19 protein-coding genes are annotated in these 21,010 nt (G+C 60.3%); 5 read left to right on the top strand and 14 right to left on the bottom strand.

Going from position 1 to position 21,010, the window contains the following annotated elements:
• Positions 1-10 precede the first annotated feature (10 nt).
• The 7 genes from cyoE to hmpA form a co-directional block, all read right to left on the bottom strand.
• The gene (gene cyoE / locus SLW75_RS10310; RefSeq protein ID WP_192132344.1) at positions 11-901 is read right to left on the bottom strand and encodes a heme o synthase; all 891 of its coding nucleotides are present in this window, start codon (positions 899-901) and stop codon (positions 11-13) included.
• A 10-nt stretch (positions 902-911) separates the two neighbouring features.
• Entirely contained in the window at positions 912-1,259 is a 348-nt protein-coding gene (gene cyoD, locus SLW75_RS10305) for a cytochrome o ubiquinol oxidase subunit IV (RefSeq protein WP_065990055.1), read from the bottom strand.
• Positions 1,260-1,892 carry a cytochrome o ubiquinol oxidase subunit III gene (locus tag SLW75_RS10300; protein WP_410934413.1) on the bottom strand — a complete coding sequence of 211 codons (633 nt, stop codon included), beginning with the start codon at positions 1,890-1,892 and terminating at the stop codon, positions 1,260-1,262. It abuts the gene before it with no gap.
• Between the two features lie 3 nt (positions 1,893-1,895).
• Positions 1,896-3,914, bottom strand: coding sequence for a cytochrome o ubiquinol oxidase subunit I (cyoB, locus tag SLW75_RS10295; RefSeq protein WP_065990059.1), 2,019 nt, complete (start codon positions 3,912-3,914; stop codon positions 1,896-1,898).
• A gap of 3 nt (positions 3,915-3,917) precedes the next feature.
• Positions 3,918-4,853, bottom strand: a complete 936-nt coding sequence (cyoA, locus tag SLW75_RS10290) for a ubiquinol oxidase subunit II (protein ID WP_074886395.1) — start codon at positions 4,851-4,853, stop codon at positions 3,918-3,920.
• Positions 4,854-5,323: 470 nt separating this feature from the next.
• Complete coding sequence (locus SLW75_RS10285) at positions 5,324-5,833, bottom strand: disulfide bond formation protein B (protein WP_065990066.1); 510 nt, start codon at positions 5,831-5,833, stop codon at positions 5,324-5,326.
• Between the two features lie 333 nt (positions 5,834-6,166).
• Entirely contained in the window at positions 6,167-7,348 is a 1,182-nt protein-coding gene (gene hmpA / locus SLW75_RS10280) for an NO-inducible flavohemoprotein (RefSeq protein WP_410934412.1), read from the bottom strand.
• Between the two features lie 287 nt (positions 7,349-7,635).
• Between hmpA and SLW75_RS10275 the strand changes: the two genes are divergently transcribed.
• Genes SLW75_RS10275 through SLW75_RS10265 form a run of 3 tightly spaced genes read left to right on the top strand, consistent with a single transcriptional unit; the run spans position 7,636 to position 9,410 of the window.
• Positions 7,636-8,532, top strand: a complete 897-nt coding sequence (locus SLW75_RS10275; protein ID WP_065990071.1) for a chemotaxis protein — start codon at positions 7,636-7,638, stop codon at positions 8,530-8,532.
• Between the two features lie 41 nt (positions 8,533-8,573).
• Positions 8,574-9,035 (top strand): GNAT family N-acetyltransferase, encoded by a 462-nt coding sequence (locus tag SLW75_RS10270; RefSeq protein WP_410934411.1) that lies wholly within the window; start codon positions 8,574-8,576, stop codon positions 9,033-9,035.
• 48 nt (positions 9,036-9,083) lie between these two features.
• A complete protein-coding gene (locus SLW75_RS10265; protein WP_296306282.1) occupies positions 9,084-9,410 on the top strand; it encodes a hypothetical protein in 327 nt (108 codons plus the stop codon).
• An 86-nt stretch (positions 9,411-9,496) separates the two neighbouring features.
• On the opposite strand, the gene SLW75_RS10260 is transcribed toward SLW75_RS10265, so the two are convergent.
• The 7 genes from SLW75_RS10260 to SLW75_RS10230 all read right to left on the bottom strand — a co-directional run bounded on the left by SLW75_RS10260 (position 9,497) and on the right by SLW75_RS10230 (position 16,395).
• Positions 9,497-9,739 carry a hypothetical protein gene (locus tag SLW75_RS10260; RefSeq protein WP_065990075.1) on the bottom strand — a complete coding sequence of 81 codons (243 nt, stop codon included), beginning with the start codon at positions 9,737-9,739 and terminating at the stop codon, positions 9,497-9,499.
• A gap of 109 nt (positions 9,740-9,848) precedes the next feature.
• A complete protein-coding gene (locus SLW75_RS10255; protein ID WP_410934410.1) occupies positions 9,849-10,841 on the bottom strand; it encodes a fimbrial protein in 993 nt (330 codons plus the stop codon).
• Position 10,842: 1 nt separating this feature from the next.
• Entirely contained in the window at positions 10,843-11,622 is a 780-nt protein-coding gene (locus SLW75_RS10250; RefSeq protein WP_410934409.1) for a molecular chaperone, read from the bottom strand.
• Positions 11,613-14,066 carry a fimbria/pilus outer membrane usher protein gene (locus tag SLW75_RS10245; RefSeq protein WP_410934408.1) on the bottom strand — a complete coding sequence of 818 codons (2,454 nt, stop codon included), beginning with the start codon at positions 14,064-14,066 and terminating at the stop codon, positions 11,613-11,615. The genes SLW75_RS10250 and SLW75_RS10245 overlap by 10 nt, the downstream gene beginning before the upstream one ends.
• Before the next feature lie 260 nt (positions 14,067-14,326).
• Complete coding sequence (locus SLW75_RS10240; protein WP_410934407.1) at positions 14,327-15,070, bottom strand: molecular chaperone; 744 nt, start codon at positions 15,068-15,070, stop codon at positions 14,327-14,329.
• Positions 15,071-15,142: 72 nt separating this feature from the next.
• A complete protein-coding gene (locus tag SLW75_RS10235) occupies positions 15,143-15,727 on the bottom strand; it encodes a fimbrial protein (RefSeq protein ID WP_065990085.1) in 585 nt (194 codons plus the stop codon).
• 338 nt (positions 15,728-16,065) lie between these two features.
• The gene (locus SLW75_RS10230) at positions 16,066-16,395 is read right to left on the bottom strand and encodes a hypothetical protein (protein WP_410934406.1); all 330 of its coding nucleotides are present in this window, start codon (positions 16,393-16,395) and stop codon (positions 16,066-16,068) included.
• A gap of 301 nt (positions 16,396-16,696) precedes the next feature.
• Here SLW75_RS10230 and SLW75_RS10225 point away from each other — a divergent pair, with 301 nt between their 5' ends.
• Positions 16,697-17,857 (top strand): efflux RND transporter periplasmic adaptor subunit, encoded by a 1,161-nt coding sequence (locus SLW75_RS10225; protein WP_296306268.1) that lies wholly within the window; start codon positions 16,697-16,699, stop codon positions 17,855-17,857.
• Positions 17,854-20,997 carry a multidrug efflux RND transporter permease subunit gene (locus SLW75_RS10220; protein ID WP_410934405.1) on the top strand — a complete coding sequence of 1,048 codons (3,144 nt, stop codon included), beginning with the start codon at positions 17,854-17,856 and terminating at the stop codon, positions 20,995-20,997. The genes SLW75_RS10225 and SLW75_RS10220 overlap by 4 nt, the downstream gene beginning before the upstream one ends.
• Positions 20,998-21,010: the final 13 nt, after the last annotated feature.

The raw sequence follows: 21,010 nt of genomic DNA, 5'->3' as shown, positions 1-21,010 counted from the left end.
ATTCAAGCAACTAAGGCGCTGCGTATGTCACCAACAGTTCCTTAGTTACCTGAAAATCCAGCGACATGGCCACGCTCAAGGCTGTGATCGTGAAGATGGAGAACACGAACAGCTTACGTGCCCAAACCGTGTCGTCTTTGGCTTTGTAGCCGGTCCAGGCCATGTACAACCAGTACATGCCCATGGCCGCTGCAACGGCCAGATAATTGAGCCCGGCGTAACCGCCGAAGGTCAGCATCAAGGTCGCCAGCAGGAAAGCCAGGATGTAGATCAGGATATGCCGCTTGGCGACCCGGATACCACGCTTGACCGGCAGGACCGGAATCGAGGCAGCCCGATAGTCATTGAAGCGGAAAATCGCGATGGCGTACGAGTGAGGCATCTGCCACAAGCTGAACATCACCAGCAAGGTCAACGCCGCGAGGTCGAAGGTGTTGCTGACCGCGACGTAACCGATCACCGGCGGCATCGCACCCGACAGGCTACCTACCAACGTGCCATGAACCGACCTGCGCTTCAGGTACAGGCTGTAGAAGCCGACGTAGATCACGAAGCCGATCACGGCAAACAGCGCCGCCAGTGCGTTGGCCTTGGTGTACAGCAGGCCGACGCCGACGACGCCGAGTACGGTGGCGTAGATCAGTGCCAGTTGCACTGACACCAACCCTTGCACCAGCACCCGATTCTTGGTGCGCTCCATCTTCACATCGATATCGCGATCGATGCAGTTGTTGAACACGCAGCCAGAAGCCACCACCAGTGAAGTCCCGATCACCGCTGCCAGGAACAGGCCGATGTCGACATGTCCCTTGGACGCCAGAAAAAAGCCACCTGCCACCGAAAGCACGTTACCGAAAATGATCCCCGGTTTGGTGATTTGGATAAAGTGCTTCAGTGACATCAGGTTTTCCTCACTTCGCCATCATGGCGGTGTGAATGCTGAACATGATCCAGGTGCTCAAGCCAACGAGCAGCACGATCACAAGGCCAGCGAAGGCAAACGCGATGACGTTGTTGCGCTGTGCTGCGGAGCGGTCAAGGTGCAGGAAGTACACCAGGTGAACGATAACCTGCACGACTGCGAAGATCAGAACGACCCACAGCGTGGCCACTTTCGAAATCGTCGGGAACATCACCAGACCGAAAGGGATCGCGGTCAGGATGATCGACAGTACGAAACCGACCATGTACGACTTGAAGCTGCCGTGGGCGGCAGGTTCATGGCTGGCAGCGTCATTTGAGTGATGTGAATTCGCCATTTAAATGGTCCCCATCAGATAGACAACGGTGAACACGCAGATCCAGACAACGTCCAGGAAGTGCCAGAACAGGCTGAGCATGCTCAGGCGAGTCTGGTTGGTCCCGGTCAGACCGTGCTTGGAGACCTGATACATCATGATCGCCATCCAGATCAGGCCGCTGGTCACGTGCAGACCGTGGGTGCCGACCAGCGTGAAGAACGCCGACAGGAAACCGCTGCGGTTAGGACCGTAGCCTTCGGAGATCAGCAGGTGGAACTCGTTGATCTCCATGCCGATGAAGCCCAGGCCGAACAGGAAGGTCACGAACAACCAGCCCAGAACGCCCGACTTGTTGCCCTTGTGCATCGCCAGCATGGCGAAGCCGTAGGTGATCGAGCTGAGCAACAGGCAGGCGGTTTCGCCGAGCACGTATGGCAGCTCGAAGATATCGTGGCCCGCAGGGCCACCCGCTACGTTGTTAACCAGTACCGCGTAAATGGCGAAGATCGACGCAAACAGAATGCAGTCGGTCATCAGGTAGATCCAGAAACCGTAGATCTTCATCTCGCCGGCGTCATGGTGACCATGGTCGTGCTCGTGGTCATGACCGTGGTCGTGACCACGAGCACCATCTAATACTAAGTTCGACATTGTTTATGCCTGCTCCAGCTTGTTGACAGGAGTGTTTGTCTGACCGTTGCGGACCCGCGCCAGGATCGCATGCTGTTCGCCTTCGATGCGTGCCACTTCGGATGCAGGAACCATGTAGCCCTGATCGTCACGTGCAGCGTGAATCACGAAGTACACGATGGTACCGATCAAGCTGACGGCAGCCAGCCAGAAGATGTGCCAGATCATCGCGAAACCGAAGACGGTCAGCAGGAGGCCCATCACCATGCCCGTCGCCGTGTTGTTCGGCATGTGGATGTCGGAGTACTTGGCCGGAACCTTGTACGCCTCGCCATCACGCTTGGCGGCGTAGAACGGATCGATCTCGTTGGCTTTCGGCATTTCTGCAAAGTTGTAGAAAGGCGGTGGCGACGAAGTGGACCATTCCAGGGTGTGGCCATTCCATGGGTCACCGGTCAGGTCGCGGTTCTGCTCGCGATCACGGATAGACACGTAGATCTGGATCAGCTGGCAGGCGATACCGACGGCAATCAGTGCAGCGCCCACGAACGCGACGTGCAGGTACGGCGTCCAGTCCGGGTTGTCAGTGGTGTTCAGACGACGGGTCATGCCCATGAAGCCCAGTGCGTACAGCGGCATGAAGGCGACGTAGAAACCAGAGATCCAGAACCAGAACGCTGCCTTGCCCCACTTCTCGTTCAGCTTGAAGCCGAACGCTTTAGGGAACCAGAACGCGAAGCCGGCGATGTAACCGAACACAGCACCACCGATGATCACGTTATGGAAGTGCGCGATCACGAACAGGCTGTTGTGCAGAACGAAGTCGGCACCCGGGATAGCCAGCAGTACGCCGGTCATACCACCGATGGAGAAGGTCACCATGAAGCCCAGGGTCCACATGACTGGCGCGGTGAAGCGCAGACGGCCCTGGTAAATCGTAAACAGCCAGTTGAACAGCTTCACACCCGTCGGGATGGAAATCAGCATCGTCGCCAGACCGAAGAAGGCGTTGACGCTTGCACCCGAACCCATGGTGAAGAAGTGGTGCAGCCAGACCATGAAGCCCAGAATCGAGATCGCACCGGAGGCGTAGATCATCGAGTGGTGGCCGAACAGACGCTTGCCGGTGAAGGTCGAGATGACTTCGGAGAAGACCCCGAACGCCGGCAGAATCAGGATGTAGACCTCAGGGTGACCCCACGCCCAGAACAGGTTCACGTACATCATCGGGTTACCACCCAACTCGTTCGTGAAGATGTGGAAGTCCAGGTAACGGTCGAGGGTCAGGAACGCCAGGGTGCCGGTCAGGATCGGGAACGAAGCCACGATCAGGACGTTGGCCCAGGTGCAGGTCCAGGTGAAGATCGGCATGTCCATCAGTTTCATGCCAGGGGTGCGCATCTTCAGAACGGTGACCAGGAAGTTAACCCCGGTTAACGTCGTCCCCAGTCCTGAGAGCTGCAGTGCCCAGATGTAGTAATCCACACCCACACCCGGGCTATAGCCGAGTTCGGAAAGCGGTGGATAGGCAACCCAGCCAGTGCGTGCGAACTCGCCGACGCCCAGAGACACGTTCACCAGAATCACGCCGGAGATCAGCAGATAGAGGCTCAAGGAGTTCAGGAACGGGAAGGCAACGTCGCGAGCGCCGATCTGCAGAGGCACGACGATGTTCATCAGGCCGGTGAAGAAAGGCATCGCCATGAAGATGATCATGATCACACCGTGAGCGGTGAAGATCTGGTCATAGTGCTCAGGCGGCAGGTAGCCGGGCGAGCCTTCAGTGGCCATGGCCAATTGCGAACGCATCAGTACGGCGTCGGCAAAGCCGCGCAGCAGCATGACCATTGCAATGATGATGTACATGACACCGATTTTCTTGTGGTCGACGGACGTCAGCCACTCGGTGTAGAGGTAAGTCCATTTCTTGAAGTACGTGATCAGGCCCAACAACGCCGCGCCACCGATCGCGATCATGGCGACCGTGATCATGACTATCGGCTCGTGGAACGGAATCGCGTCCAGACTTAATTTACCAAACATTGCTTACTCCTCTGCCTGCGCAGCTGACTGCTTACCCATGTCCATCCCTTCCGTACCTGCTACTTCTTTCTTCTCATGGACAATCTTGCCCGGCTTCATACCTTCATACTTGTCGATGATGATCTGGAACAGGTTCGGAGTGACCGAGGAGTAGAGTTCAACGGGGTTACGTTCGCTAGGCTTGGCCAGCGCGGCGTATTCGGCCGTTGCCAGTGTTTTAGGTGAATTCTTGACGTCGGCAACCCAGGTGTCGAAATCAGCCTGTGAGGTGGCTGTCGCCTTGAACTTCATGCCGGTGAAACCTGCGCCACTGTAGTTGGCGGAGATGCCATCGAACTCGCCGTTTTCATTGGCGATCAAGTGCAGCTTGGTCTGCATGCCGGCCATCGCGTAGATCTGGCCGCCCAGTGCAGGGATGAAGAACGAGTTCATGACCGAATCGGACGTGATGCGGAAATTGATCGGCGTGTTGGCCGGGAACACGATCTTGTTGACGGTGGCGATGCCCTGTTCCGGATAGATGAACAGCCACTTCCAGTCCAGTGCGACCACTTCAATGGTCAGCGGCTTGACGTCCGACTCGAGTGGGCGGTAAGGATCCAGCGCGTGGGTCGACTTGTAGGTCACATAGCCGAGCACGATGATGATGGCCAATGGAACCAGCCAGACCACCAGTTCAATGCGGGTCGAATGCGCCCAGTCAGGCGTGTACGTCGCGCTCTTGTTCGTAGCGCGATACTTCCAGGCGAAGATGATGGTCATGAAAATGACCGGCACCACTACCAAAAGCATCAGTAAGGTAGCAGTGATGATCAGGTCACGCTCTTGAACGCCGACATGCCCTTTGGGATCCAGCAGGGTGTAATCGCACCCGCTGAGCAGGAGCATGCTGAAAAGGGCCAAGAAGCCAAAAAACCTGGGGTACCTTTTTTTACTCATCTCACGACCTCTAAAAGCAGCTTTCGCATCGCAGTTGGGTTTCGACCGCCAACACTTCACCCTGCCAGGTGCTGGCAAATGCTTGGATTGAAAAGGGGCCTGTCAGGAAGCATGTGGGCCTCACAACAAATCCGGGTTGAGCTTTGGTTTCTTATTCGAATGGTGGCACCCGCTAATGCGGACCAGATCCTTTGGCGCAGACATTCAGAACGTGACTCAGGAGGCCATTCGAACCGCGTCTACTAGAGCGAAAAGACGCTCAATAACCTCGATTTACACCGTCCCGCAAATGAGGGGGGGCGTGAATTGGGGGCGATTGTAGATACGTAAAGTTTTATTGACTATAAGTTTCTGCGCAACAGTTAATTTCGGAATCGGTAAAAATGCGGTGTTATGTCGCACCCTGAAAAGGCGGAAAGCCCCGGTTCCCGTGGAGAAGCACAGGGGCTTTGTTACGCAACACTTTGTAATCAGCGTGCTTTCATCCTGTTACGAATGATTCCTGCCGGAACCAGCACGACAGTCAGAACAAACGCTACCAATGCCCACTGCGCCAGAGACAAACCGAGAACTGGCGGATATGGCGTCTCGCAGAAACCACCTACCTGAAAGCCTAGCGGAAATAGCGACGCCAGAGGCAGACCGTCGACGATCGGCTGAAGCACGTCGATGCCGCAGCTCTCTGTCGGATGGGTCTGGATATACACATGACGCCCCGCTGCAACGAGGCCGCCTACTGCGCTCAAGGTGACCAGCGCTTCACAGATCGTCAGGCTCAGACGCCCGGGCATCGCTGCGCCGATGAACGCAAACACCGCGATGAACAACAGCGCATACCGTTGCAGAATGCACAGCGGGCAAGGCGCTTCGCCCAGCACCACCTGCATGTACAGGGCGCCGCCGATCAGGGCCAGGCAGATGATCCCGAGCACCACCAGAAGCTGCTTTTCACGCCGCAGGTACACCATCTCGTCAGTCATTCACATATCCTTTGAATTGGAGTCATCCGGATCGACGGATGCGTTGTGTTGCGGCCCGGACGCCCCGGAAAGCCGGCGATTCTACCACCGTCGTGCCCGTCCGTTCACAGAACGCCCGCCGCAGCACAACAGCAGCAGGCCAACGCCCGGCACCGCAACCGGCGCAATGGTGGACACTTGCGCATTACCTGAGCGTTAACATCCCCATACACAGCCCCCACCCGGCCTGACACCTTGCTTATATATAGAAGAGTGCGGCTTTTTGTCGCAGACGCGCATCGCCGCGCGAACTCCTTCTATATATATGTAGGATGCGTCTAATTGTCGCAGCGATCATTCCAGCGCCGAGGCAGGACCGAAGAATTCGTAATGCGTCTGCGCATCGGGTACGCCCGCCGTTTTCAATTCACGCTTGATCGCAGACATGAAGCCTTTGGGCCCCAGAAAGTAGGCGTCAACATCCCGGTTCTCCGGAAGCCACTGTTCCAGCCGCGTCTGATCAAGAAGCCCTGTCCCATGGGGTGCGGGGCTTACGCCATCATCTTGCGCGTAGCAGTAGAAACGCTTGAGTTGGGGATGCCGGGTGGCGAGGTTTTCGATCCAGTCGCGAAACGCGTGCACCGAACCATTGCGAGCGCAGTGGATGAAGTAGATCGGACGCTGGGTATGCAGCGCGGCTTCCAGCATCGCCAGGGTCGGCGTGATGCCGACGCCGCCGCTGATCAACACCAGCGGTTTGTCGCTGTGGGTCAGGATGAACTCCCCTGACGGCGGAAACAGATTGATGCTGTCCCCCAGCTGCAGGTGATCGTGAAGGTAATTGGAGGCAACGCCGCCAGGCTCGCGCTTGACGCTGATGCGGTACTGATTGTTCCCCGCAAGCGCTGACAGCGAGTAGTTCCGGCGGATTTCTTCGCCCCCCACCTGCAGTTGCAGGCCGATGTACTGGCCGGCAGTGAATTGCAGAATCGGCTGGCCGTCTGCGGGGGCGAAGTAGAACGAGGTGATTTCTGCGCTCTCCGGTGTCTTGGCTACGACCTTGAATTCCCGTGCGCCGCGCCAGCCGCCCACTGCCTGGGCCTTCTCGTCGTAGATGGCTTTTTCTGCGCCGATCAAAATGTCGGCGAGCTGGCCGTAGGCGTTGCCCCATGCCGTAATTACCTCGTCAGTGGCGATCTCGGCACCCAACACTTCGCGAATGGACTCAAGCAGGCATTTCCCGACGAGAGGGTAGTGCTCGGGAAGGATCTGCAGTGCCACGTGCTTGTTGATGATCTTGGCGACCAGATCGCCCAGCTGATCAAGCTGATCGATGTGCCGCGCATACATCAATACGCCGTTCGCCAGCGCGCGTGGCTGATCGCCGCTCACTTGGTGGGCCTGATTGAACAGAGGACGCACCTGCGGGTATCGATCGAGCAGCATTTTGTAGAAATGGGTGATCAGCGCTTCGCCCCCGCTTTCCAGCAGTGGCACTGTCGACTTGACGATGGCACGATCCGATGCAGACAACATAGAAAACTCCTGAGATAGAATGAGCTGGCAATACCTCGGCAGTTCATGAACCGTGCCAGCTGTTCGACCCCCTGAAACCGGCCTCGGCGTAGAGATTGAGTCAATTTGACTCCTCGCATTGCGTGTCAAAATGACCCTGAATAGGTCAATTTGACTGTGCAGGATGTGCACCGAAATGAGCCTTCAGGTCGAAAGGGTTAAAGCCTGACTTGCGCAGGTCGATAAACCGTCATCGAAAGCTTTTGGCCGATTCCACGCGGCCAGGCAACGCATCACAGAAGGTTTATATGTCCAAGAACGTCCGCGCAGATTCACTCTCGCTTCTGCTGTTCACGTTACGCAGCGGAAAGCTGATGGCGATCAACCTGCTCAAGGTCAGTGAAATCATCCCCTGCCCTCCCCTCACGCGCTTGCCCGAATCCCACCCGCACGTCAAAGGCGTCGCGACCCTGCGCGGCAACCCGCTGTCGGTGATTGACTTGAGTCGCGCCATTGGCGAGCGTCCGTTGGTGGACCCGGATGGCGGCTGCCTGATCGTCACCGATGTCAGCCGCTCCAAGCAGGGGTTGCATGTACAGGCCGTCAGCAAGATCGTTCACTGCCTGACCACTGACATTCGCCCGCCGCCCTTCGGCTCCGGCAACAAGTCGTTCATCACCGGCGTGACGCAGGTGGACGGGACGCTGGTTCAGGTGCTGGACATCGAGAAGGTCATTCACGGCATCGCGCCGGCGCGGATCGTCGCCGAACGTGCCGAGCTGAGTACCGAAGACGCTGCCGTGCTGGCCAAGGCGCGCATTCTGGTGGTCGATGACAGTCAGGTGGCGCTGCAACAATCGGTGATCACCCTGCGCAACCTGGGCATCGAATGCCACACCGCCCGCAGCGCGCGGGAAGCCATTGATCAGTTACTTGAACTGCAAGGCACGGCGAAGCAGATCAACGTCCTGGTGTCCGACATCGAGATGTCGGAGATGGACGGCTACGCGCTCACCCGCACGCTTCGGGAGACCCCGGACTTCCAGGAGCTGTACGTCCTGCTGCACACTTCACTGGACAGCGCGATGAACGCCGAGAAGGCCAATGCCGCCGGCGCCAACGCTGTTCTGACCAAGTTCTCCTCGCCCGAGCTGACACGATGCTTGATCGAAGCCGCCCGCACGGTCGAAGCTCAGGGAATCTGAGTCCGGCCGCAGGCGATGCCTCCACCGCGCACTACTGGCTGATGCGCCGCCACCTTGTCCCAGCCCCTGACGATGCGGTCTGGCCCGCTGGTGTGCGCCTCGTTGAGCTCAGTGCGCAGAACGCCCCGGCGGTTCATCAATTGCTGATGCTGGGACGCGAATACGGCGGCGGCCGGGTGCCCGACTATGCCACCTGGCTGGACGCCTTCGAGACTGATCCCGAGTTTGACCAGGCGCTGTGTTTCGTTGTGGAGGATGCTCAAGGCGTGGTGGCCGTGGCGCAATGCTGGACCAGCGCGTTCATCCGCAATCTGGTGGTTCACCCGCGCGCGCACCGTCAAGGCCTGGGTCTGGCGTTGCTGAATCAGGCGTTCTCGGCCTTCCGCCAGCGGGGCGAAGGCCACGTCGATCTCAAGGTGATGGAAAGCAACCTGGGCGCACGCCGACTGTATGAGCGCGCCGGTATGCAATATATTCAGCGCCACGAACTCGAACCGCGCTGAATCTGCGCCGAGACGCGTTCCCCCCTCATGCCATGGAGAGCCCTACCCATGAAGATGCACGCCGCGCTGTTACTCGTTCTCACCGCCTGCGCCGCCGGCCAGGCCAATGCCTCCAGCCCGGACGCCTGGGCCGGCTTCAACAAAACCCTGGTCGACAGTTGTGTCAGCGCCAGCTCCCTGAAGAATGCCAAACCTGCCGGCGCCGATGCGGCCTTCGATGACAGCGTCGGCTTCAACGCGCTGTTGATCAAAGGCCAGTACAAACAGGCGTTCATGAAGAACAAGACGGGCACCGAGCTGTGCCTCTACGACCGCAAGAACAAGAAAGCGGTGATCACCGAATGGGATAACGTCACAACGTTGCCGGAGAAGTAAGGCTCAGTATCAGGACAGTTTTCGTAACGAAGCATGACCACGGCGGGGGTCGGATGACCCTGCCGTGCGCGCCAGCGAAGGTGTGATCAGCGCTTGCCCATCGACCGACGGGTGCCTGATGGCGCGACGCCCGGACGCTTGTCGTGGTTCGATTTGCCCGATCCTTTGTAGTGCTGCTGGTCCTTCTTGGCCTGCAACAGCTCGCCCGGTTTGAACGGGAAGCTGAAGGCCGGGATCGCAGGTTTTGTGTCCGCCGCCGCAGCGTTGGCGTCGACCGAAGCGTGCGAATCACGAGCATCAGGAGCGGGCGTGTGTTCGGGGGTGGTCATGAAAGCTCCGGAATGGCAGACGTTCGAGAATACGGGCGGCGCCCGAGGGCCGCGCAGCATACCTGAATCGCCAGCGGATCGCTTCTGCCAACAGACCGGCTGCGCGCGCCTATTTGTAGAACAGATCCACCATCACTTCCGCCGAAAACGGGCCTGCGGTCGGCTTACTGGTTTGCCAGAGCAGCTCGGCGTTGAAGTCAGCGGTCTCCGAGTAATTGCCCTCCAGCAGATCGGTCAGGTGGAAGGGTTCGAGGAACGGCACGGGCGAGCTGTCCCGGGCATGGGTGATGCGAACGCCGATGCTGTCGTTGTTGATGGGCACCAGCACGTCGCCCTTGAGTGTTCCAGACACCGGCGTGATGTGCGCATTGAGGCTGAACGGCGATTCGCAGGTGCGGCTGGTCGCCAGGGCGAAGCGCTGAAAGGTGGCGACTTCTCCCACCCGCACGTTGCGGATGGCCACGTCGCCGAAATCCACGGTCTCGGGCATGACCCGCAACTCAGCATCGCAGGCGACGAAGCGCAGCCCTTCAAGGTTGTTGATGACGTAGCTGAGCGTGCGGTCTCCCCCCGGACTCTGCCCGCTGCCAGCGTCGAGCTGGAACAATCGATAGTCGTGCAGATCACTGGCGACGCCGGAGGGCGGGGTCGGACCGTACTTCTGGATGAACACCGAAAACGCCAGGTTGAACGCGACGCTCGGGCAGGCCGAGCGTGCCTCCGTGCAGGCCGGGGCTTGCTGACGCGTGGGAATACGCCCGCTGGTTTGCACGAAGTCGACGCCGCTCAATGTGAGTCCGGCGCGAATGCCTTGTCCGATCTGCAGGTTGTCAGGGTTCAGATAAATCAACACATCCTCGGGACCACCCGGTTCGTCCCTCGCACATTCGACGGCAAGGTTCAGTCGCTCCGAACGCCAGACCGCGCTGCCATCGGGCAGATTCGCCGGGATGGCGACGGTGCTGCCGAGGTCCGCGCGCACCACCGTCTCGCCGGCGCCCTGGGTCTTGCAGGTCAGCGCCAGTGCGCAGCCGGGCATCAACAGCATCAGCAGCGGCGTCGTCAGCAACGTCAACCACCCTCGGATGATGGTTCTTTTCATGTCAGCATTTCCCTATGGGTGAGTGTGAATCCGGCGTGCGCAGCGGCACCGTGAACGGCTGCCCTCCCTGAAGCGGCGCACAGTAATCGCGCTGTCCCCCGTAATCAGTCATGGCCTTGAAACTCAGGATGAAGGGCACCGGGACTTTTGTGCCGAGGACAGGGAGGGGCAGCGATGCGTCCGAAAAAGGCGCCAGCAACCGGTGGTCTGCGACCTCGATTCCATTGAGGCGCAGGTCCAGCAGCGAAACGTGATACGGCGTCGGGTTGCGCACCGAAAGCCTGTCGCTCGCCGATGCCTCGCGTTGCCAGAGGAGCGTTTGTGCCGCATCCGCCGGGTCGCCGGTCATCCCCGCTGGCCGATAGAACACGTTGATGCGCTGGCGGATTGCAATGCTCAACTGCTGAACCGCCGGGCTGCGCCGAGGGATTTCCAGCACGAACAGGTGCAGCATCGATTCCCGGTCCTGGGGCATGCCGATGCCTTCATACAGCAGGCGCAGGGTCTGCTTGCCCTTGGCTGGCAGGCGCACCAGATGCGGGGTCAACGCGAACGGCAGGTCGGCCGCACGCCCATCGCCTGGCTGATCGTCGCCGCGGGGCGCATCGAGCCAGGCCTGAATCAAGGCCTCGGCATCACTGCGATTGCTGACCTCGATCGTCGCCTCGTTATCGCGACCGTCGAAGATCAACCGGGTACCTGACAGCGAGACCGCGCCTTGGGCCATGCCGCTGATCACGGCCAGAAATAACCCTGACAGACAGGCGCGTTTCATAGGCATTGCACCTTCAGGCGATCGTAGCTGCGATGGGCTTCCTTGGGCGGCAGCAGGAACGATGCACGGCACTGCTGATCGGTCCATTTGACAATGAGTTCGCCGCTGTCCCGCTCGCTCAGCACCAGCGCACGCCCGCTGGGGTCGACGGTTGCCAGCGGCTTGCCCTGCTCGTCTTCCACCGCTGCGCCCATGGGCAAGCGGCTGCCATCGGCCCGCACCAGTTCGAATTGCACACGCCGGCCGATTGCCGTGCGAAAGCTGATCAGGGGAGCCGCGCCGCGTCGGGGCACGACTTGGTCCACGGCATTTTCCAGCTCAACATCGGCGCCCAACTGGCGAGTATCGAGGTTGACCCAATTGGTTCGATAGGGCTGGGCGTAAGGCAGGATCGCATAGCCGTTATCGGCGGTTTCGACGTTGCTGAAATTGCTCAGCCGCGCACCGCTGACGTCTTGTACCTGCACCAGCGCGAAGGTCTCGCCCAGGGGCTGGCCGAAATTGACCCCGCCGCCGTGAGCAACCACCGAACCCGAAGCGCCCAGGCTCAACGCCTGATAGTCCCTGCCCTGTCCGTAGCCCGCATCGAAACGCCCGTAGGCCGTGGTGGTGCTGAGCTTGCCGAACCCTGACGACCCCGACTCACTGTCGTGACCCGCCTGTACCGAGTAGAAGCTGTTGCGGTCGTCGAAGAGTTGCCCGTTGACTCCCGACTGCACGCTGGACGCGCCGGAGCTGTCGCGAACGGCATTCCCGAACACCCGCGACGAACCGGATTCGCTCCCCAGCGGCAGGCTCAATGTCAGCGCGACACGGTTGTCCGATCGATTGTCTCCGCTGCGCTCGAAGGTCTGGTTACGCTCGACCGACAGGCTGTAGCTCAGGCTGCGCCACGCCGAGTTCCACGACAGAAAAAACTGGCGCGTCTTGCTGCCCCGGTCCCAGTAACGTTGCTCGGATCCGGTAAAGCTTAGCGACGCGCCCTGCGCCGGCAGCGATTGGGTCAGGCTGATTTCGAGGCGATCCTTGGCCCGCGCGCTGGCGGATCCGTCACGCGCCTGCAACGCATCCACATGGTCGTCGAACGTCAGGTATTGATTCGTTGAATAGCGATAGCCGGCCACGGCGAGGGTGGTTTGGGTCAGGTCCAGCGTGTTGGCGTAGCGCACCCGCAGGCTCTGGCCGCTGTAGCGTTGCTCACGCTGGCGGCTGAGGGACTGGGTCACGTCCAGCGACACCGCGCCGAGCCCGGTGTTAACACCCGCCCCAATGTTGCCAGCCTGGTAATCCTCGGCGATTTGCACGCCGCCCGCTGCCGTTACCCGCTCGGTCAGGCCGTACACCACGGTGCCGGAGGCGAAGCCGGGAGAGAGACCGTCCTCGGTGTTGCTGTCGTATTGGCCGGCGGCGAGGCTGTAACGCAACGCGCCTTTGGGCACCATGATGGGCAGCGATGCGTAGGCCTGGACGAACACGCGCTTGCTGCCGTCGGCTTCGACCACTGTCACTTCCAGATCGCCGTTCGACCCGCTGGGATAGATGTCGGTGATTTCGAACGGGCCCGGCGAGACGTTGCCGCTGTACAGCATGAAACCGTTCTGACGCACTTCCACCAACGCGTTGGTGTCGGCGATGCCACGAATGACCGGCGCGAAAATTCGCTCGCTGTCGGGCAGCATGCCTTCGTCGGACATCACCATGGCGCCGAGGAATCGAACGCTGTCGAAGACTTGCGAATCGGTAAAGGTTTCGCCCAGGGTCAGCTGGCCTTTCATTGCCGTGAGGTCGCGCTGCACGAAGGTCCGGTTGCTGCGAAAGCGGTACGGCTGATCATTGCCATAGGTCAGCGAGGACTCGTTGCGCAGTCGCCAGGCACCGAGGTTCACGCCGTTGCGCAGGCTCAGGTAATACTGATCCTGGGCGTGAGAGCGACCCTGGCCACTGCGGGTACGGCGCGCGCCGCTGAAGTTGTAATTGACGAAACCGACCGTCTCGCCCTCGTCCCATAACTCCGGCGGCACGTAGCCGCGAGCGCTGCGCAACATCATGGCCTGGGGAATGCTGATGTTCAGACGCAGGCTCGCCGGCTGGTAGTCGACGCGGGCGAATTCGACCCGCGCCGGGAGATCGAAACATTCCGTCGACGAGGCATCGCCGGCGTGCACAGCCTCCGGATTCATGCCGAACTGGCGAAGCATGTCCAGGGTGAGGCAGGCCTCGACGGTGCCTTTTGCAGGGTTGGCGATGAAGCTGATGTCACGCCGCCCGCTCAGCACACGATTGACGTAGACATCCACCCGATAGGTCCCGGGGACCACGCTGTTACCGTGCAAAAAGGTCGCGAGATCAGCAGGCTGATCGGTGCCCTGGATGAACGAGGTGTTGAATTTCACATCGGTCGCGGCGCTGCTTTGATCAGTCATTGCAGTCGCGGATGAGGCCAGTGCCATGCCTGCCGAGGCAAGAATAATCCTCGCCAGGGGGCTGATCCGGACAGGCAGGTGTGCCAGATGTCTGCGGTCGATGCGGGACGAGCATGCTGCGATCCGTGCATCTCCCTGGGTGTGATCTCGGGGTTCCATTGGCTGGTTTCACTCGTGTTCTCGATTCCGACGCGCTGGCAAATCATGTTTGGCAGGCGCAAGGCGCTGGAGCCGCATGACTGCGACCGAAGAAAGACCTGGGTAAAATCCGGCCCGCGACTGAGTGGCTACTCGGCCCGGGTAATGACGTTGGCGGCCTTGATGGCTTGAGTCGTCTGGCCACCGGACACCTTTGCGGTGTACGGCTCCTGCGCGCCGAAATCGTTGATGCTGATGAACCGCAGGTCCACCGCGTGACCACTGGCCGTTTGAGTGAGCGGCAATTGAACGGTCTGCTTTGGCGCCAGCATCCTGCTGTCCGCCTTGAACAGCGTCTTGCCCTGCTGGCGGGCGTCGATCTGAATCATCGAAACGTGATACGACGTCGGATTGCTGACTTCCAGCTGGCCGTCATGCATGCGCCATTTGAGGTTTTTGGCAGCGTCGAGCGGATCGTCACTCAAACCGGCGGGCCGGTAGAAGAGTTTGATGCGCTGACGAATCGCAATCTGCAGCTGATTATCCTTCGCCGATTGAGGGATCTCCTGGACGTTGAGCCAGAACACCGACTCGCGATCCTGAGGCAAACCTTCGCCGGCGTAGATCACCCGAATCATTTGCCGGGCACTGCCCGCCATTCGCGCCAGCGGCGGAGTGACGACAAAAGGCAGATTCTCGGTGTCGCTCTGCGCTTCGAGCCATGACTGGGCGAGGATGTCAGCCGTCCCGCTGTTGTTCACAACGAAACTGACTTCCTTGTCCGTGGCCTGGTAGATGACACGCGTGGTGTTGAGCACGATACCCGCCTGCGCCGGGGCAGCCAGGAGCAGGCCCAGCCATAGGGCCGAGCCGCGAATGAAATCAGGAAACATGGTGAGACCGTCTTGGGCTGTGGGGTGGACACGCCAGGAAGGCGAGCGAGCAACGCCCGCTCGCCCGCTACATCACTGGTAATCCATCACGAACGGCAGGAAGCCGTCGGCATTACCCGGGTTGGTGGCCGCGCCGTTGAGGACGTACACCGCGCCGAAGTTGATCTCGGCGGTCGCGCCATCGGCACCGTCCTTGACCAGTGGCGTGTCGATGGTTTCGTTGCCGCTCAGGTCCATCAACTGATTGGATGCATTGAGCAGACCGATGCCCACACCGTCCGCCGCGCCGGTGGCCCGCAGCAGTTTCTGATCGAGGTTATCCAGACCGCTGCCCTGGCGAGCAACGAAGCGCATGTTCACAGTGTTGTATTGAGAGGCGCCGCCGGTGCAATTGACCAACAGCTGGATGGGCGATGCGGTTTCAAGTTTGTTGTCGGCGAAGAGACCGATGTCGGAAAACGAGACGTTGCCCAGGTCTACGTTGATCTCGCCGGGGTTGTTGCCAGGGGTGGCGCCCGTTCCGGCGCCGATGTCACACGTGATATTGGTCAGGGTACCGGTGAAAACAAGTTTGCCGTTGTTCGCAGCATTCGCGGTCCCGGAAATGCCAAGCCCCATTGCGGCCACGATAGCCAGGGTAAGAGAAAGCTTTTTCATATAACGACGTTCCTTGTGTCGATTCGTGTGTGCCCAAAAGGACGACACGAACTATAAGCAGCGTCTTCAAGGTCGGCTGTCAGGCGATCTACCTCTTTTGGATTGAAAATACAGTTGCGCGTGTGGGACCTTTCAGTAGGAGGTGACGCATCTGTGTCAGACCCCAGGCAGGCCGCGGCTTGCGGCATTACGTCCTCAGAAAACCTGAGGCGAACGTTTGCACGGTGCCCCGAAAGGCCTGGTCGCAGACGAGCCCCTTCAAAGCGTTCACCCACAAAAAACCCGGCTCGATTGAGCCGGGTTCGTCAGCAGATAGCTTCGGGTGAGCGCGAAAGCGCTTATGGATAAGTCAGCGTGACGATGCCCGCGTGAGCCTCAGACCCGGCTGCGGACAGCGCGTTGTAGGTCACCTGTACGGGCCCGACTCGCTGAGCGCACGCGTCATCACCACGGCTTGCGCTCAAGGTGAGATGAGTGTCGGCTGGCAAGGTATTAAAGGAGCCGGTTGAAGACGGAGCGCTATAAACCTGCGCGTCGCACGTCGCATTGACCACGCTACCGTGAAACATTAGCGCGCCTTGGGCAGCCCAGGCGGCAGGCGCCGTCATGGCACACGCACCGATGACCGCGATCGAGAAAAACAGCGAAACAGCCTTTTGGCTTTTCATCGCACTACTCCGGAGTAGGGACCTGCTGAGCGAAATCAGTCCAGCCCCTGGTGAACCAGCATTCAGAACTCACGAAGTTTATGTAGGAATTTTCCCCGTCACAGTAGAACTCGTTCATCGAAACTCGTGGCTTCTATCTGGGTATCGCCCTGCGGCGTTGTTTCTTTACCCACGTTCATCGTCTGCCCTTATTCACCTGACAATATTGACAGGCAGCAGTCATTTTGCTGACCGGGTCAAAGGGTTATAAAGAACGCTCTCGGTTACCCGCCCCTCATTCACTGGTTGGCCCTGTCCCTGTATGCAGAAGAAGAACAACGTTGTGATGCTTGCGACCCTGTTGGTCGTGCTCGTGGTGATAGGCGTCTGGGCAGTGACACGTCCCGCGGCAAAGAAGGTCAGCACCCCGGTTGCCGTGCCGGTGCGCGTGATCAACGTCATGCAGGAAGACGTGCCGCGTTACGTCACCGGCATCGGCTCGGTGCTGTCGCTGCAAAGCGTGGTGATTCGTCCTCAGGTGGACGGGATTTTGACCAGGGTGCTGGTGAAGGAAGGGCAGCAGGTCAAGGCGGGTGATCTGCTGGCGACCATCGATGATCGCTCGATCCGCGCCGCACTCGATCAGGCCAAAGCGCTGTTGACCCAGAGCCAGGCGCAGCTGAACGTGGCCAATGTCGACCTCAAGCGCTACAAGCTGCTGACCGTCGACAACAGCATCTCGAAACAGCAGTACGATCAGCAGCAAGCGCTGGTCGACCAACTCAAGGCCACGGCGCTGGGCAATCAGGCGTCGATCAATGCCTCGCAAGTGCAGCTGTCCTACACGCAAATACGCTCGCCGGTGACAGGTCGGGTCGGCATCCGCAACGTCGATGAAGGCAACTTCCTGCGCGTCAGCGATGCGACCGGGCTCTTCTCGGTGACGCAGATCGACCCGGTGTCGGTGGAGTTTTCCCTGCCGCAGCAGATGCTGCCCACGCTGCACGATCTGATTGCCTCCAACACGCCCGCACCGGTCAATGCCTATCTCGGCGAAGGCGCGACTGGCACGCTGCTGGGTCAGGGGAAGTTGCTGTTGATCGACAATCAGGTGGCGGCCAGCACGGGCACCATCCGCGCCAAGGCGATATTCGACAATGCGGACGAGAAGCTGTGGCCAGGGCAGTTGGTGACCGTGCGCATTCAGACCGCCATCGATCGCAATGCCTTGAAGGTTCCGCCACAGGTGGTGCAGCGCGGCATCGACCAGCATTACGTGTATCGGGTCAAGGGCGACACGGCCGAGGTGGTGCCGGTCAAGGTGCTGTATCAGGACAGCGACCTGATGCTGATCAGCGGGGTGGAGGCCAATGACGTGCTGGTCAGCGACGGTCAGTCGCGTCTGAAAAACGGTTCGCACATCGAGGTGGTCAAGGGTGATCCTGTGGACACCCTGGCCGACTCCACCGGGGCGGCGAAATGAACAGCCGCGGGTCCATTTCCGCGTGGTGCGTCAACCACCCGATCGCCACGGTTCTGCTGACCTTCGCGCTGGTGCTGCTGGGGTGCATCGCCTTCCCTCGCCTGCCGGTGGCGCCGCTGCCGGAAGCCGAGTTTCCGACGATTCAAGTGGCGGCGCAGTTGCCCGGCGCCAGCCCGGAAACCATGGCATCGTCGGTGGCGACGCCGCTCGAAGTGCAGTTCAGCGCCATCCCCGGCATGACCCAGATGACGTCGAGCAGCGCGCTGGGCTCCACCAACCTGACGCTGCAGTTCACCCTCAACAAAAGCATCGACACCGCCGCGCAGGAAGTGCAGGCGGCCATCAACACCGCGGCCGGCCGCTTGCCCGCAGACCTGCCGACCCTGCCGACCTGGCGCAAGGTCAACCCGGCGGACAGCCCGGTGCTGATCCTCAGCGTCAGCTCGAACCTGATGCCCGCCACCGAACTCAGCGACGTCACCGAATCCCTGCTGGCGCGTCAGTTGAGTCAGATCGATGGCGTCGGACAGGTCAACATCACCGGTCAGCAACGTCCGGCAATTCGCGTGCAGGCGGCGCCTGAAAAACTTGCGTCCATCGGGCTGACCCTCGCCGATCTGCGGGAATCCCTGCAGCAGACCAGCCTGAACCTGGCCAAGGGCGCGCTGTACGGCAAAGACAGCATTTCCACCCTCGCCTCCAACGACCAACTGTTTCAGGCAAAGGACTACGAACAACTGATCGTTTCCTACAAAGATGGCGCACCGGTTCATCTGCGTGACGTGGCGAAAGTTATCAACGGTTCTGAAAACGCCTATGTGCGGGCCTGGTCCGGGGATCAGCAGGGCGTGAACATCGTGGTGTTCCGCCAGCCCGGCGCGAACATCGTCGAGACGGTCGATCGCGTGCTCGGCCAGTTGCCCAAGTTGCAGGAAATGCTCCCGGCGTCGGTGGACGTCTCGGTGCTCAGCGACCGCACCAAAACCATTCGTGCATCGTTGCATGAAGTGGAGATGACGCTGCTGATTGCCATCGCGCTGGTGATCGCGGTCATGGCGCTGTTCCTGCGCCAGCTCTCTGCGACGCTGATCGTGACCGCCGTGCTGGGCGTGTCCCTCGTTGCCAGTTTCGCGCTGATGTACGTGCTCGGCTTCAGCCTGAACAACCTGACGCTGGTGGCCATCGTGGTGGCGGTGGGGTTTGTCGTCGACGATGCGATTGTCGTGGTGGAGAACATCCACCGACACCTGGAAGCCGGCGAAAGCAAGCGCGACGCGGCGATCAAAGGGTCCAGCGAAATCGGCTTCACCGTGGTGTCGATCAGCTTTTCGCTGGTCGCGGCATTCATTCCGCTGCTGTTCATGGGCGGCGTGGTCGGCAGGCTGTTCAAGGAGTTCGCGCTGACCGCGACATCGACCATTCTGATTTCGGTGGTGGTCTCGCTGACCCTGGCGCCTACCCTCGCGGCACTGTTCATGCGCGCACCGAAACACGATCCCCACGCCAAGCCCGGCTTCGGCGAGCGACTGCTCGCGCGGTATGCCCGCGGCGTGCGCTTTGCCCTTGCGCACCAGCGATTGATGCTGGGTATTTTCGGCCTGACGTTGGCGCTTGCGGTGGTCGGCTATGTGCTGATCCCCAAGGGATTTTTCCCGGTTCAGGACACCGGTATGGTGCTGGGCACCAGTGAAGCGGCGGCGGATATTTCCTTCCCGGACATGATCGAGAAACACAAACAGCTGGCGAAAATCATCGCCGCGGATCCGGCGGTCAAGGCGTTTTCCCATTCGGTCGGTGTCAGCGGCAGTAACCAGACGATCGCCAACGGCCGGGTGTGGATCGCCCTCAAGGACCGTGCAGACCGTGACGTTTCCGCCAGCCAGTTCATCGACCGGATCCGGCCGAAACTCGCGCAGATCCCCGGCATCGTCCTGTACCTGCGCGCGGGGCAGGACATCAACCTGAGTTCCGGTCCGAGCCGCGCGCAGTACCAATACGTGCTCAAGAGCAACGACGGCGCGCTGCTGAATGTCTGGACGCAAAAGCTGACCGATAAACTGAAGACCCTGCCGGCCTTCCGCGACCTCTCCAACGACCTGCAACTGGGCGGCAGCGTCACGCACCTCGACATCGACCGCAGCGCCGCCGCGCGTTTCGGCCTCACCACGGCGGACGTCGATCAGGCGCTGTACGACGCCTTTGGTCAGCGCCAGATCAACGAATACCAGACCGACATCAACCAGTACAAAGTCATCCTGGAGCTGGAGCCGCAGCAGCGCGGCAAGGCCGAAAGCCTCAATTACTTCTACCTGCGCTCGCCGCTGACCAATGAAATGGTGCCGCTGTCGGCGCTTGCCAAGGTCGGCGCGCCGAAGATGGGACCGTTGTCGATCAGCCATGACGGCATGTTCCCGGCCGCGAACCTGTCGTTCAACCTGTCGGCGGGCGTTGCCTTGGGTGATGCAGTGGTGCTGCTCGATCAGGCGAAGAACGAGATCGGCATGCCCGCCTCGATCATCGGCAACTTCCAGGGCGCGGCCCAGGCGTTCCAGAGTTCGCTGGCCAACCAGCCGTGGCTGATTCTCGCGGCGCTGGTGGCGGTGTACATCATTCTGGGCGTGCTGTATGAAAGCTTCGTCCATCCGCTGACGATCATTTCCACCCTGCCCTCCGCCGGTATCGGTGCGCTGTTGCTGCTGTGGCTAATGGGTCAGGACTTTTCGATCATGGGCCTGATCGGGATCGTGCTGCTGATCGGCATCGTCAAGAAGAACGGCATCCTGCTGGTGGACTTCGCGCTGGACGCCCAGCGCAATCGCGGCATGTCCCCACGTGACGCCATTTATGAAGCCTGTCTGACGCGCTTTCGGCCCATCATCATGACCACGCTGGCGGCATTGCTCGGCGCGCTGCCGTTGATGCTCGGTTATGGTGTCGGTGCGGAGCTGCGTCAGCCATTGGGCATTGCCGTTGTCGGAGGGTTGCTGGTGAGCCAGGCGCTGACGCTGTTCACCACGCCCGTGATCTACCTGCAACTGGAGCGACTGTTCCGCCGCCCGCGTCAGACGCCTGCTTCGACAGCGCCGGGCGCGACAGCATCCGGTAAGCCGGCGGTTGCGGAACTGGCCACTGAAAAGTAAGCCGTTGAAGCCA

The organism is Pseudomonas sp. W5-01, assembly GCF_046540435.1.
Lineage (GTDB): Bacteria > Pseudomonadota > Gammaproteobacteria > Pseudomonadales > Pseudomonadaceae > Aquipseudomonas > Aquipseudomonas graminis_B.
This window is presented reverse-complemented; position numbering and strand designations above follow the sequence as displayed.

Bases quoted from the DNA above. Each gene is read 5' to 3' on its own strand.
- cyoD (WP_065990055.1), bottom strand. From the start codon at position 1,259: ATGGCGAATTCACATCACTCAAATGACGCTGCCAGCCATGAACCTGCC.
- SLW75_RS10265 (WP_296306282.1), top strand. From the start codon at position 9,084: ATGAAGATGCACGCCGCGCTGTTACTCGTTCTCACCGCCTGCGCCGCC.
- cyoA (WP_074886395.1), bottom strand. From the start codon at position 4,853: ATGAGTAAAAAAAGGTACCCCAGGTTTTTTGGCTTCTTGGCCCTTTTC.
- SLW75_RS10220 (WP_410934405.1), top strand. From the start codon at position 17,854: ATGAACAGCCGCGGGTCCATTTCCGCGTGGTGCGTCAACCACCCGATC.
- SLW75_RS10235 (WP_065990085.1), bottom strand. From the start codon at position 15,727: ATGAAAAAGCTTTCTCTTACCCTGGCTATCGTGGCCGCAATGGGGCTT.
- hmpA (WP_410934412.1), bottom strand. From the start codon at position 7,348: ATGTTGTCTGCATCGGATCGTGCCATCGTCAAGTCGACAGTGCCACTG.
- SLW75_RS10245 (WP_410934408.1), bottom strand. From the start codon at position 14,066: ATGGCACTGGCCTCATCCGCGACTGCAATGACTGATCAAAGCAGCGCC.
- SLW75_RS10300 (WP_410934413.1), bottom strand. From the start codon at position 1,892: ATGTCGAACTTAGTATTAGATGGTGCTCGTGGTCACGACCACGGTCAT.
- SLW75_RS10260 (WP_065990075.1), bottom strand. From the start codon at position 9,739: ATGACCACCCCCGAACACACGCCCGCTCCTGATGCTCGTGATTCGCAC.
- SLW75_RS10255 (WP_410934410.1), bottom strand. From the start codon at position 10,841: ATGAAAAGAACCATCATCCGAGGGTGGTTGACGTTGCTGACGACGCCG.
- cyoB (WP_065990059.1), bottom strand. From the start codon at position 3,914: ATGTTTGGTAAATTAAGTCTGGACGCGATTCCGTTCCACGAGCCGATA.
- SLW75_RS10285 (WP_065990066.1), bottom strand. From the start codon at position 5,833: ATGACTGACGAGATGGTGTACCTGCGGCGTGAAAAGCAGCTTCTGGTG.
- SLW75_RS10250 (WP_410934409.1), bottom strand. From the start codon at position 11,622: ATGCCTATGAAACGCGCCTGTCTGTCAGGGTTATTTCTGGCCGTGATC.
- SLW75_RS10225 (WP_296306268.1), top strand. From the start codon at position 16,697: ATGCAGAAGAAGAACAACGTTGTGATGCTTGCGACCCTGTTGGTCGTG.
- SLW75_RS10240 (WP_410934407.1), bottom strand. From the start codon at position 15,070: ATGTTTCCTGATTTCATTCGCGGCTCGGCCCTATGGCTGGGCCTGCTC.
- SLW75_RS10275 (WP_065990071.1), top strand. From the start codon at position 7,636: ATGTCCAAGAACGTCCGCGCAGATTCACTCTCGCTTCTGCTGTTCACG.
- SLW75_RS10270 (WP_410934411.1), top strand. From the start codon at position 8,574: ATGCGCCGCCACCTTGTCCCAGCCCCTGACGATGCGGTCTGGCCCGCT.
- cyoE (WP_192132344.1), bottom strand. From the start codon at position 901: ATGTCACTGAAGCACTTTATCCAAATCACCAAACCGGGGATCATTTTC.
- SLW75_RS10230 (WP_410934406.1), bottom strand. From the start codon at position 16,395: ATGAAAAGCCAAAAGGCTGTTTCGCTGTTTTTCTCGATCGCGGTCATC.